6 protein-coding genes and 1 tRNA gene are annotated in these 13396 nt (G+C 61.4%); 4 read left to right on the forward strand and 3 right to left on the reverse strand.

Annotated elements, in window-relative coordinates; genetic code table 11:
* The first annotated feature begins 4 nt into the window (after positions 1-4).
* From ACVIYL_RS16105 to ACVIYL_RS16115, 3 genes are all read left to right on the forward strand, one after another.
* Positions 5-643, forward strand: a complete 639-nt coding sequence (locus tag ACVIYL_RS16105) for a class I SAM-dependent methyltransferase (protein WP_028333443.1) — start codon at positions 5-7, stop codon at positions 641-643.
* Positions 644-696: 53 nt separating this feature from the next.
* Complete coding sequence (locus tag ACVIYL_RS16110) at positions 697-1065, forward strand: hypothetical protein (RefSeq protein WP_253606933.1); 369 nt, start codon at positions 697-699, stop codon at positions 1063-1065.
* A 116-nt stretch (positions 1066-1181) separates the two neighbouring features.
* Positions 1182-1258 (forward strand) — tRNA-Met (locus tag ACVIYL_RS16115).
* 279 nt (positions 1259-1537) lie between these two features.
* On the opposite strand, the gene ACVIYL_RS16120 is transcribed toward ACVIYL_RS16115, so the two are convergent.
* From ACVIYL_RS16120 to ACVIYL_RS16130, 3 genes are read right to left on the reverse strand one after another with little or no spacing between them, the layout of a single operon-like run.
* The gene (locus ACVIYL_RS16120) at positions 1538-4597 is read right to left on the reverse strand and encodes an NAD(P)-binding protein (RefSeq protein ID WP_456779116.1); all 3060 of its coding nucleotides are present in this window, start codon (positions 4595-4597) and stop codon (positions 1538-1540) included.
* A gap of 11 nt (positions 4598-4608) precedes the next feature.
* Positions 4609-6819, reverse strand: a complete 2211-nt coding sequence (locus ACVIYL_RS16125; protein ID WP_456779117.1) for an NAD(P)-binding protein — start codon at positions 6817-6819, stop codon at positions 4609-4611.
* On the reverse strand, positions 6816-10703 hold the full coding sequence (locus ACVIYL_RS16130) for an AAA family ATPase (protein ID WP_456779118.1): 3888 nt from the start codon (positions 10701-10703) through the stop codon (positions 6816-6818). Before ACVIYL_RS16130 ends, ACVIYL_RS16125 begins: the two co-directional genes overlap by 4 nt.
* Positions 10704-12298: 1595 nt before the next feature.
* On the opposite strand from ACVIYL_RS16130, the gene ACVIYL_RS16135 reads away from it, so the two are divergent.
* Positions 12299-13363 (forward strand): transporter substrate-binding domain-containing protein, encoded by a 1065-nt coding sequence (locus tag ACVIYL_RS16135; protein ID WP_057017474.1) that lies wholly within the window; start codon positions 12299-12301, stop codon positions 13361-13363.
* Positions 13364-13396 lie beyond the last annotated feature (33 nt).

The raw sequence follows: 13396 nt of genomic DNA on the forward strand, positions 1-13396 counted from the left end.
GGGAATGGCTGGGGACATCGACCGCGAAGGGGTCGAAAAGGCGTATGGCCGCTGGGCACCGATCTACGATCTGGTGTTCGGCAAGGTGTTCGATCAGGGCCGTCAGTCGACGATCGCGGAAGCCGACCGGATCGGCGGCCGCGTGCTCGACGTCGGCGTCGGCACCGGGCTCTCGCTGTCGGAATACAAGCGCACCACAAAACTATGCGGCGTCGATATTTCCGAGCCGATGCTGCGGCGGGCGCTCAAGCGCGTGCGCACGCAGGGCCTCAGCAATGTCGAGGCGCTGGCGGTGATGGACGCCAAGAATCTCGCGTTTCCGGATGCGTTCTTCGACGCGGTGGTCGCGCAATATGTCATCACCGCGGTGCCGGATCCCGAGGCGACGCTCGACGATTTCATCCGCGTGCTGAAGCCCGGCGGCGAGCTGATCCTGGTCAATCACATCGGCGCCGAGAGCGGCCCGCGCCGCGTCTTCGAGCTCGCCTTCGCGCCGCTGGCGCGGCGGCTCGGCTGGCGTCCGGAGTTTCCGTGGGAACGGCTGACCAATTGGGCGGCAAAGCATGGCGGGGTCAGCCTTGCGGAGCGCCGCCCGATGCCGCCGATGGGGCATTTCTCGCTGATCCGCTTCCGCAAATCGTGAGGTTGCGGCGATTTTGCGAGGGAACATCGGCGCGTCGTCACGGTTTTCTCGTCATGAGGATCAATCGAACACTCGCTTTATCCTGTGTGCTGATGCTGGCACCCGCTGTTGCCGCGGCGCAGGCGCCGCCGACATCAGCCACGCCACCGGCACAGACCGCGCCGCCGGCGCCGCAGCGCGCCGCCACGAATTGCGCGCCGCAGCAGCAGCCGTCGCATCCGGGTGCTGCAGTGCCGGAGGGAACCACGACCGGGCAGGCCGCCCAGCCGCTGGGCGACAAGCTCGCCAAATCCGATGGGGTGCTGTGCCCGCCGGCCGGTGTCGATCCCGAAATGCGTGCGCCGACCCCGCAAGGCGGCAACACGCCGGTGATTCCGCCGCCCGGCAGCCCCGGTGGCGACCCATCGGTCAGGCCGAAATAGCCCCTGCCTGCAATAAGTTGCTGCCCCGTCCGGGTTTGCTTGACAGGCGCGCATGCCACTCTTTATATGCCGCGCGTTCGCACCCGCGGCTCACCAGCCGCCGATGGCGAGCCCATGGCGGGGTAGCTCAGCTGGTTAGAGCACGGGAATCATAATCCTGGGGTCGGGGGTTCGAGTCCCTCCCCCGCTACCATGCGGCATTCATACCGTCGCGGTCCACCGCCTTATCCTCCAGCCTCCAAAGGGATGGTGCTTTCCACGCGGTCCGCCAGCTCGGGGGCCGGCGCGCTCTGCGGCCAAGGCACGAGTAACGAGTGAAAGACTGCCTGGCGTTCAGCTGTCGGGTCGGGGGCGCTGCATCCTCACGCTCGACTCTCGCCGTTTTGATGGCGGTCGTCATTCTAAGACCTTCGTACGAGTGCGGTGCCTTGGCGACCATTGAGCGAATTAGTGGCGCCAAGCTTCCCGGCCGTCAGCGTCGTACCAAGATACGGCCCAGCAATGCCGTGCTGTACTCGCCGGTGGCCCTCGCCAGATTTCTTGCGCTCGAACTCGGCTGCCCCGCCGGAAAGTTGAAGGGCAGGCTGAGCGTCCAAGGCGCGATGAACCGGAATCCCCAGGAGTCGTCCTTTTGCGGCGGCTTTGAGATCGGTGCGAGTTCGATCTCCTCTGCCTTATGGGCGAAAGGCGAGGATAGCGCGACCTTGCCCTTGATGGGTTGAACGACCGCACCGCCAAGACCGTATTTCAGCATCGAGTAGATGAAATTGCCATCCGGCTGGACGCCGACCAGAGGCTGATCCAGTTTGTCGCGGAGTTGCTTGATGACGAGATAGCTGTCGATGCCACCGGGCACGCCGTCGCGCTCGAACCAGGTTCTTATGGTGCCGGATGAGCTTCGCATGGAGAAGGAGTCATTATCATCCTGGATTCGTGCGACCTGTTTGTTGAAGCCGTAAAAATTCTGGCCGATCAACGTGGCTGCCAGCGAGCTCACGAACAATTGCGGCATGTAGCTGAACAGGACGTTCTGCAATGAAGGTGCGTTCTTATGGATAACGTCGGGAATCAGCTGGGCGATTTCGAGGTAGTGCGCGCCGCCGAAGGGTAGTGGTCCTGGACGCACGTTGCGTTGCCGGGCAAAGATCAGGACGACATGATGCGGTGGCTCGGGAATAATCTCCGGTGTCTTTTCCGTCTTGCCCTCTGCATCGGACGACGCGCCGTGATGCGCTGTCTTGATCGTGCTGTGGGGCGCTGGAGGTTCGAGGAGTGTCAGCCCATCGGGTAGCATCTTCTCGAGTTCGCAGCGCGGCCGTTGTTGGACGACGCAAAACGCCTCGATTTCGCCGGTACCGGCGACGGCGTTAGTGGCAAGCTTGCGCAACAGGTCCAATGCCGGCAACAAGGCGGTTGGCAGCGAAACGTCGTCGAAGTCGTTGGCGTTTGGCATGGCAATATCTACTCCTGCAATTGCGGCTGCCGCGGCGCGGCCCGCCATGACCGATGCTTCAATACAACCCGCATTAATACCGGTACGAACCCAGTCGCCGGCGAGAAAGAGATTGTCGACCCCCGACTTGCCGGCCTCCATGCGTTTGAACACGCTGCCGGGAACCGATAGCACATATCGGTCCGAGGGATTGATGTTCACCCTCGGATATTGCGCGAAGAACCGCCTTCGAGTCGGGGGAGAATAAGCACGATAGTCGAAGAATCGCTCCCACCGAATGGCATGGCCGGGGCCTTCAATTCCGGGCCATAGGAAGTGAAGGTTGCTCTCGACCCAGTGCAGCATCCTTCGCCTTTGCCGCGCGAGCATCCTGGCCGGATAACTGTGTTTGCAGAACGGGGGCGGCGGATTCAGGGGATCGTCGACCAGGGAGCCAACGAAATATGCCAACCCCTTGGGAGGCGGGTGAGGCCATTTTTCCAGTGGCAACATCAGGCTGAGGTCGGCCCAGGTATCGAGCGGCAATACGAATCCCGAAAGAGCCGTTCGATCCTGCTTGCAACCGAGCTCTCGCATGCCGACGTTTGTCCATGCCTGAAAGGCTACCGTCGCCGTCGTCTTGATGGCATCGACCATCTCTCGCCAGCCGGGCGTGTGGCAGATCAGGTCGCTGCATATCGTGCAAAATGCGCCGATGCCGATGCCGAGCACGACATCGTCGAAATCCCTCCCTCGCAGCAGCTTTCGGGGAGGGGCGACGCCGGGCCACTTCGTCCACGCCGATTCCAGGTCTATTCTTTGGTCCCGCAGAGCCTGTCCTTGGACCAGCTGAGAGTAGTCTGGATGGGAAGGCCAGCTCGGGATTGTGCCATCTGCGCCGATCCAGATCAGCGGATCGTAAGAATTGCCGGAGTGGGTGGTCGCCTGCACGGTGGTGTCGATGAACTCGATCGAAGCTTTGTCTTGAGACAGTCCGATGTGCTCGACCTTGGTAAAGAATTCGAATTTGACATGGCGTTTCGTGAGGACCTGGTAGAGCGGAGCGAACAGCAGCTCGCCCATGGTCGCCTTGAGAAGGTAGAAGAACGACCCGCGATATGTGAAGAGCAGCTTCAACAGGATGCGGGTGCCGGTGCCAGCCGCCACATTCCTGCAGGGAATGACATTCCCGTATTCATCCGTGTGGCGGCTACCGAAGAACCCGAACACATAATCATAGCAGCCACGGATAATGGCGGAATCCAGCGTCGAATCCGAGCAACCGTTCGACCTCATCCAATCGGTCCACTCCTGATGGTCGATGCAGTCGAAGCCCTGCCACAGCACGCCGTCGCTCAACATGCCGATCGCGATCGTCAGCGCGACCTCCGCCACGATCTCGCGCGGGTCGCGAGACATCGCAGCTGACGCCGGCTTGTCGCAGAGCTGAGTCCGCGCATGCCTTAGTATCGTCTGTAGTTCGGCGGCGTCACTCGGGCTGACCGCCCTGGGATCCTGCGGCAGGATATCGATCTTCGCCCGCGCCGTTCTGAACGGACCGTCGGTTGTTCCGGCCGCCACGGCGGAGTGCTGGGTCCCCGCCGGCCATTGGTCGGTGAAACCAGCGATCGACTGGCTCTGCTGCACCGAGCATTCGAGCAGGGAGCGCAGAAAATCGACGAGCGAGACTGCGGGACGCGGCGTGCCCGGAATTCCTTCATGGGGTGGAATGTCGATAGTCCATGAAGTCCAACCGGAATTGAACGGCTCCATGAGCACGGATTGATCGAGGCCCTCGAAGGCGTTCTCGCGTGATCCGAACGGCGGGCTGAGATCGAGATCGTTCATCGCGGCATAAAGCCGGTCGACCAGTTCGAATGCGTTATCGTAGAAACCGGTCCAGACATGAAGTCCGTGTTCTTCGGCGCGATATCCTTTCTCCTTGTCGCGGCCGACCGCTCCCTTGCCGCCAAGCCGCCAGCCGATCGTGTAGACGGTGATGTCGAACAGCTGATGCTGCGGATCTTGCTCCGTCAGCTCGAACGCCGCGCTGAGCGCCGCGACACCGCCTCCCAGGATTGCAATCTTTCTGAGCGCCATGCGGCCGATCCTCATTCAGCGGGAGCGGGCGCGCAGCGGCGCATAACATCACAGAGAGACACAAATTGTCGGGTAGCGTGAAGGAAACGCTCGCCGGGAATTTCGAGCTCTGCGCCGGTGATCGCGCGCGCCGCCTGCATTCCCGAGATCACGGCTGTTTCAACGCATTCGGTGTTGAAGCCGGTGTCGATCCAGGTTCCGGCGAGGTACAGGTGCTTGAAGCCGGACTCGTCGGTCTTCAGGCGCCAGGCGCTGGTGCCGGCCGCGGTCGCGACACAGCAGTCCCAGGGACTGATATTGGCTTTGACGTGCTGCGCCCTGATCCGGCGATAGCCGTGGCGATCCTGATCGTCGTAAAGCACGGTCCAGTCAAACGCACCGTTCGTCATCACCTTCGGCCAGATGAACTTGGCCTTGTGCTCGAGCCAATCCAGCGTCTTGAGATAGGCGAGCAGATTTGCCATCTCCTGGGCATGCCGGCTTGTCCGCGGCGCTGCGTACAATTTCGAAGGGAAGACGTCACAGAGGTAGTGAAGCGAGTAGGGAGGGTCGCGGCGCTCATACCGCAGGAACTGGGACATGTCCGCCCAGATGTCGAGAGGATTGGGGCCTGACACCAGCGCGGGCTTTTGTCCGGACCAGCCGAGGTCGGCAAGCGAGCGCGTGCTCCAGAGCTGAACTGCGATGCTGGGCACCAGGCGAAGCTTTGCCGCCATATTCCAGAAGCCGGTGCTGTAGTTGTAAAGGTCGTCGAACGGCTCGTGCTTTGCTTCAATGCCAGATAGGCCTGGTCCGGGCGGTCGCTCGACACTCTTGTTGCCCGTGAACTTCTTGAAAGCGCCGAGCGGTATCGCCAGGACGACATCGTCGAAATCGTCGACGCGTGTCTTTACGTCGGTGCCGACCCGCTCGTTGCACCAGAACGATTCAAAATCAACGCAGCCGTTCGGGGGCACGTCGAGGTGAAGCCAGTCGGGTTGGCTGCTCCAGCCGAACAGTCCATCGCCAATCGGCACGGTCCATTCATAGCCGGACTTCGGTATCGCCTGCACGTCAAAGTGCAGTGAATCGACAGATCGCCCATCCGACGAGACCCTGATGTCGGTCAGTTTGTGAAAGAACCGAAACTCGACGTCTCGCTGCTTGAGTATCTCGAACAGGGGAGCGACGATCACTTCGCCTGCACCGGCCTGCAGCTCCCACGCCACGGCTCCTTGATAGGTTCCGAGTGCTCGAAGCAGGACCTGGACCGCGGTTCCTGCTCCGTAGCTCGCGTTGGCGATGTCTCCGTCCGGATACTGAAACATCGTGTCGTAGAGCGCTCTCACCATTGGCGACTGCTTGACCAGTGAGGGCTCGGCGCCATGACGAACCAACCAGCGGCGAAAGTCCTCGCCGTCCATCTGCTGGATGGATCGTTGCTCAATCACGATGTCGTCGAAAATGCCGTCCACCAGCGGCCACGCTAGTCGCAAGGCCTGGTCGAACAAGTGACCGGCTGCGGTATTCGCAAAGGTCATATGACAACTGGCGCCGGCAGCGCCCTGAAGCACCCGGCGGACTAATTCCATGTCCGCGAGGCCAAACGAGATCATGTCTTCGTCGAGATGCAACAGCCATGCCGAGGCAATCTCCAGACAGGTTCTTGCCGTCACCACACCGAGTAGTCTTGAGGGGGGAAACCGCGGGTCGTCACGCATTTTGATCGTTTCGATCGAAACTTTGTCGAGCTTGACGATCGGCGAGTCTGACCCGAGCGCATAGTCGTGGAAGTTGATCAACAGCCCTATCGCGTGCGACAGACAATTGGCGATGCTGAGGTCAGCCGGTTCTCTGCCGGGTATACCGACTTTCTTCGATGTCGGGAAGTTGACGTCATACACGGTCGGCTTGGCCCCATCGGGATCGCCGATCGGCGTGTAACCCTGTGGGAGAATCAAGGTGTTCAAATCGACTTTCGCTCCCTTCCGCGGCAAGTCTCGGTAAACCTCGGCCAACATCTGGAAAGCGTTCAGGTAGTGGCCGAACCAGATATGCAGGCCATGCTCGATGTTGCGGCCCTGCGCATCGCGCCCGCTGGCGCACTTGCCTCCGAGCCGCCATCCCAGCTGATAGACCGTGACGTGATATTGCTTGCGCAATTCCGATGTAAGGCTGAGCTGATAGGCGGCGGAAAGTCCTGCCATTCCGCCGCCCACGATGATGATGCGGCGCGGGCTCAAGCCTGTCTCCATTGCGACGACGGCGATGGATGGACACGTTTCAGTTCGGCGAGCTCCTTGGCGGCGCCGAGGCGTTCAAAGATGTCGGCCGCCTGCCGCAGGCGAGACTCACGCTCAGGATCGCTCGCGCTGGTCGCAAGGCCGATTCGATAGATCGCCTGCGCCTGCTCGCGGGGGGTTTGCAGCAGCTCGGCCACTTCGGCGGCGCGCTTCCAATTCTCGAGCGCCCGCGCCGGTTGACCGGTCAGGAAGCACAATCGGCCGTTCATTAACAGACTGTAGAGACGGCAGATCGGCGATGTTCGAGCGAGCCGGGAAAGCTCCCGGCACGCCAGCTTCGCCTGGCTTTGAATGTTCGAAGAGACCGCGCCGGAAGCTTGCTCCCAATGGCTCAGTAAGACATCGGCGATTCCTGCCGGCCCGAAGGCATATCCGCCCCACACAACGCCGCATTCGCGCAGGATTGGAAGTCCCCGTTCCGCAAGCTCAAGGGCGACCGCGGCCTCGCCGCGCTCGAGATAGCCGGCCGCGGCCACGCCCGTGCAAAGCAATTGTTCGGTGCGGATCAACCGCTGGCCCGCCAGCGCTTTCAGTTTGTCGAGGCATCCGGTATCGGCCCCGCCCCGGGTGATGTCGATCAACGCCCGTAAGGAAAGACTCCAAGCGCGGATCTGCGGCGGGGAATCGTCGGAGAGTTCCGCGAACAGCCTGGCAAGCCGCTCGTCGGCGAGCGAAATATATCCCCGCAACAGCGCGATGAAGATCAACATCGTCTCGCTGTTCTGCGCACGCTTTCGGTCTCCCAGGCGCTCGTAACAACGTCTTGCATGTTCGCCATGCGCCTCGGCATTGTCCCATTCGGCGAGGCCATAAGAGAGAACGCCGAGCACGAGTCGGACCCGCGCGATCTCGGGCAGCGAGCCGTAATCTTCCGCAAGTTGGATCGCGCGCGCTGCGTAGCTGCGGCCGATCCCCACCATGCCGGACATCCCCATTCCGAGCGCCAGCGCGCTGTATCCTCGAATCGTCTCCGGGATCGCGCCGCATTTTTCGGCCAGGTTCAACGAGGCTAGCGTTCCGTTGAGCACGGCCAGCGAGTCATTCTGGTAGAAATACTGCTCCGACAGAAATTCGTGCATATGAGCGACGCGCTGCATGTCGGACCTGTCCTGCTCAGCCAGGGCCACTTGTTTCGACGAAGTGTACCGTAACCTCAACTGGGTTGCGGCGTTGCGAACAAGCGCGCCGATTCGTTCGGTCTTGCTCGCCGGAAGACGATGACCAAGCAACTCCATCGCGCGGTGGTAGTGGTTGGCGGAGCTCTCGTAGTCCGACAATTCGTGACAAGCGTCACCGAGGATGACCTCCCAAGCCGCCTTGCGGCTGCGTCCGATCTGGATTGCTTCGCGCTGCGTGAGATCGAATAGCTTCTCCACGTAACGGATCGCTTCGCGATTTGCCGAGTTGTTGCGCGACTGTTGCGCCGCAAGCTCGAGGTAAGTGATCGCCCGCAACGGCTCGCCGCCAAGCTCGAGATGCCTTGCCAGGCGCGCATAATTCGGTTGCAGCTCCTCGGCGTGATGCTGCTCGATGAAGCCGGCAATCCGCCGATGGAGGGTTTTTCGCTGCGCAAAAGACAAGACATGATAGGCAACCTCCATCGTTATGGAGTGCCTAAACACAAAGGAAAGTGGCCGCGTATCGCGATCGAGTTGCAGGAAGTCGAATTCGATCAATCGGCGGATGCATTCCGCCTTGGTGGCAGCGGACAACTCCGGGACGATTTGATCCAGCAGCTCGGAGGAGAAGGCGTCGCCGACTGCGCTGGCGGCCTTGAGCACCAGCTGGTCGTCGAGCGATAGCAGGTCGATCCGGCTGACGATTGCGCGTTCAACGCTGGTCGAGAGCGAGATACTGGAATCGGCAAGGCTCTGTTCATCGAACGAACATATCCCCCGCGTAACCTGAATCTTTCCGGTGTCCCTGAGCGCGAGCGCGAGCTCCTCGCTGAAGAACGGATTTCCGCTGGCATGACCGTAGACATATCGCACCAGTTCCGGCGGAACCTCGGACGATCTCAGGCGCCGCTTCACCAGCAGCCGCACGTCGTCGCGCGACAGCCGGTCGAGCCGCAACTGCAGCGATGAGGCGAGTTCGACGACAAGACGCTGCTCTGCGATCGCTGTCGTCTGGGTCCGCTGAGTAACCACGATCAGGAAGTCCGAAAGCCGGCGCGCGACGGCGCCAAGCAGTTCGATCGAGGGGCCGTCGAACCAGTGGACGTCCTCCATCAGGAGGATGCGAACGCTCGATCGGCGAAGGATGAAGATCACGAGTTCTTCGATCGCGCTCGCGCGAGCCGAGCCGACGATCTGTTCGGTGAAGGCGAATTCGGAAAATCCCAGTGGAATGACTTCTTCGAGCAGCGGAAGCCAATTCAGCAGCGACTCGTTTTCGAGCAGCGCTTCCGACAATTCGCGTCGAACCCGCGGTCCGTCGCCCGGTCCTTCAAACTGCAAGATCTGCCGCAATACGGCGCGCCACACGAAATAGGGCGTCGATCTTTCGATCGCCGTGGCATTTGCAACCAGGACGGCGTGATTGTCGGCCTGCGCCGATCCGATGAAGTCTTCGAGTAGGCGCGATTTTCCGATGCCGGCTTCGCCTGCAATGAGGACGAGCTTACCGGTTCCCGTCTTCAGACCGTCGAGACAGCTCCTGAGCATCGCGGTTTCGCTGATGCGGTCGATGATGGTGCGCCGGGGTGGAGCATGGAAATCGTCGGTCACTGCCGCCGGACTGAACGCCAACATCGATGCGCCCGTCCCCTTGACCTGGAGATGTGGCAGCAGATTGAACACGATCCTGCGCCCGACGGCCTGGGCCGTCGTGGCGTCGCAGACGATGTCGCCCTGTGCGGCCTCGGCGAAATGCGCGGCGACATTGATCGCCTGCCCAAAAATCCCGAACGTCCTTTGATGGAGGCCGCCATAATTGCTGCAGAACAGGCGGCCGGTCGCCAGGCCGACAGAAATCGGAATGGCCTTCGCTTCCAGCTGGCGACGGAGGCGCAGACACGCCTCGACTGCCCTGAAGGGATCGTCTTCGTGGGCAAGCGGAGCCAATCCGAAGACGAGCGTAAGAGTCAGGCCCTTGTCGTCCATCAGGACCTGATGAACGGTTCCCTCGAGCCGTTCGGCGATTTGCTGGACGTCAACGACGAAGGCCTGCAGTCTCGTCAAGAAATCATCATCGAAATTGAAATCGGGGAGGCCGACCCGCGCCACTGTGAGCGTGCGAAACTCGCCGACCCAGTCGCTGGCATCGGCCTTGCCCGTGTGGCTTCCGAAGATGGTGCGGTCTATCGGTGCGACGGCATCAGGCGAGTTCATTCCAAGGAGCCGTGCTCCATAGGGCATGGGCTCGAGTTCGCACGAGCCCGTCAACAGCCGCGCGGCGTTTGCACACAACGCGATGTCGCCGATCGCGGCTTTCTGATAGGCGAGGCCGATGCTGTAAAAGGGTTCTCCGGCTGCAACATAGTGCCATTTGTCCTGCCAGCCGCCGAGCCTGCAGAAGAACACTTCGCCGGTTTCCACCGCCGTACGCGCACTGATCGCTTCTCGGCCCGGCCCGGCGGTCATGGCCTGTCGCAGCGCAAGGCCGCAGCGCACGGCCTGCGCGGTAGCGACGGCAGCGTCCGGATCGACCCAAATCGCGAGAATGGCGTCGCCGGCGAAAGCGACGATGTCGCCTCCCTCTGAATCAATCACGTCGGCCAGTATCGCAAAGCAATCGTTGATGAAGTAGGTAAGGCTTTCAGCGCCGTCGCCGGCAGCGCGGTCGGTCTTCGCTGTGAAGCCGGCAATGTCGATAAGCAGCACCGCCGCGGTCCGGGCGTCCGCGCGGGGGTTGTTTGACCACTCCTGAGACCGGAGGCGTGCATTCACCCATTTTGGCGTGTGGGCGGCTTGCTCCCTCGCGACAGCTCCGGCAGGCATTGCACGACCTCGGCTCAATGGAGCCGGAATGGAACCCTGTCTTGGAGAGAAAATCAACAAACCTGCGGTTCTCGGACCGCCGGAGACCGTCAGCGGTCTTGTCCAATGTCTAAAATGCCTTTTATCACTTCGGCCGCATGCGGGCTGTGGGGTGGTTCACAATGATCGTCAAACTTCGGGTCCGTTCGTGATCCGGAAAAAAGCGCGACCACAGGCGATGACCTTGTCACTCACACGCATGTCGACGTGCACATGACGGGCTGGCCGAGTCGTGCGCATGACGCGGCGCGAACGGGCGCCAAAGGACCGTCACTGGCTCTCTTGGCTTTCGACGCTTTGCTTTCGTTCCAGTCTTCATGAGGCTGCGCCTTCTGAACAAGCTCGACTTCCAAATTGAGGCTCAACCTATTGAAAACACTGGAGCGGGAAATGACGTGGCGATCCCGGCAGGAGGGATATCCCAAGCAAATTCAATGGCATGGACTTCATAACCCCGCCAATGCCGCCATTGCCTAGCGTTTTCGTTGCGGTGGCTACCGTGTTCGTCGCTGAAAGGGATATCACCGCGAACAAAACGGATTAGCCGTTCTGCCCGTCGCGGGGTGCTGCCCGACTGCAGGGATTGGATGGTTCTCAGTGCTGTGGGTTGACCAGGATCGGCTTACTGGTCGGGACGGCTAGCCCGTGTCCGTGGGCCGTTCGAACGTCTCGATACTTGCCGAGATTTGCGGAAATCTCCCTTGCGACGGGCGACCGTGAAGGTCACCGACGCTCCCCGACCTCTCCCGACTGGCGGGTCGCAGGCGATACATTCTCGAACCGGTGCGCTTGCCAGCCTATGCTCAAGCCGAGCTGTCCTGCCGCCATCACCGCAGCCCGGGCCAAGATCCCTCTGTAGGTGGGGTAGGCTCAACCGCGACGTTCAGCCGCTTCGTGTCTGCGACCCAACCCACTGCCAAAACCGCAAGCGAGGCTTCAGCATCCAACCGGGCTCCATTCTTCGTAAAGACCATGCGCACGCCATCAGGTGTCTTCGCGAACGCCTCGATGGTGCCGAAACTCTCGCATCCTGAGCGTTATGGTGTCATTTGTCGCTGCCTCGCAGCTCATGCCGATGCTTGCGATTTTGTTGAATCGAGAGAAGCGATGCCGTCACTCGCAACGTCGACAATCGAGCGTCTGCGTTGTGGAATTCAACCTGAGGTTAGTTGGCCCTCCGGACATGGCCGAAGACTCCTTCGCCATTGTTTTGACGGACAGGCGTGTGACGAATGCTGCCAAGAGAGTAGCGAAGCTCCGGCCGGCAATCCCGGTATGCATCGAGGTGAGCAATGAGTTCATTCGAGGCTTTCCCGTCAGCTCTGCACGACCGTGACTTGGGAGGGGTGTCGTGTGAGATGGCTGCCCACAGCGCCAGGCGGGGAGATCCAATCTCGCAACGCAAGCGGACGTCGATTCGACCGGTCTGGTTATGCATCTTGGCGCTGGCGGTGGCCGCGTTCGGCTGCGGCGCCCTTCACGCCCAAGCGGCCGCGGCGCCCGACAAGGAATTAGTCGTGGCGACCAAGCAGGCCCCTCCATTTGCCATCAAGCAGCCGGATGGGAGTTGGAGCGGTATGAGCATCGCGCTCTGGAAAAGGATCGCCGACCAGGCACACCTACGTTTTCGCCTGGTCGAAACCCAGAGCGTGCCGGATTTGCTGGACGGCGTCGCAAACGGCAGATTCGATGTTGGCGTCGCGGCGGTCACAGTGACCGCCGAGCGTGCGCGCAAAGTCGATTTTACGCAGCCGTTCTACAACACCGGGCTCGGCGTTGCGGTACCGGTCAACGAAAACCCCTGGGTCGCGATCGGACGGGCGCTTCTCTCTTTCGGATTCTTCCAGGCCGTCGCGGTGCTGCTTGGTTTCGCAATGGCGGTCGGATTTCTGATCTGGATGCTGGAACGGCGCAAAACGGAGCACTTCGGTGGCGGCGCCAAGGGACTCGGCTCCAGCTTCTGGTGGTCGACCATCGCCATGACGCAAGCCGGAGCCGCTCAGAATGCGCCGACAACGCTCCCCGGCAGGATCGTCGCAATGGGATGGATGATCGCTTCCGTGATCGCGATTGCGGTGTTCACCGCCGGTATCACCTCCACCCTGACGCGCAGAGGGCTCGAGGGCGCCGTTCACGGCTTCAACGACCTGCGTTCCGTGCGCGTCGGCGCGGTCGCGAACTCCGCGACGACCGACTACCTCGCTCGTCAGCGGCTTTCGTTTCGAACGTTTCCGGACATCCAAGGCGGCCTCTCCGCGCTGGGGCGTGGGACAATCGATGCCTTTGTTCATGACAAGCCGTTGCTGACCTGGATGGTTCGCAGCGACTTCTCGGCCTCGGCTCGCGTCGTCGATACCAGCTTCAGCAGCGAGAGCTATGCGATCGTACTGCCCAAGGACAGCGCCTTGCGGCCGATGCTCGATCTCGCCGTACTTGATCAAATCGAAGGTGATTGGTGGCAGCAGACGGTGTTCGAGACGCTTGGAAACGCTCAATCTCGCTGACGATACCGTGCGAGGAGCCCGGTCCGTTCAGCG

The sequence above is a fragment of the Bradyrhizobium sp. USDA 3315 genome (assembly GCF_054056795.1).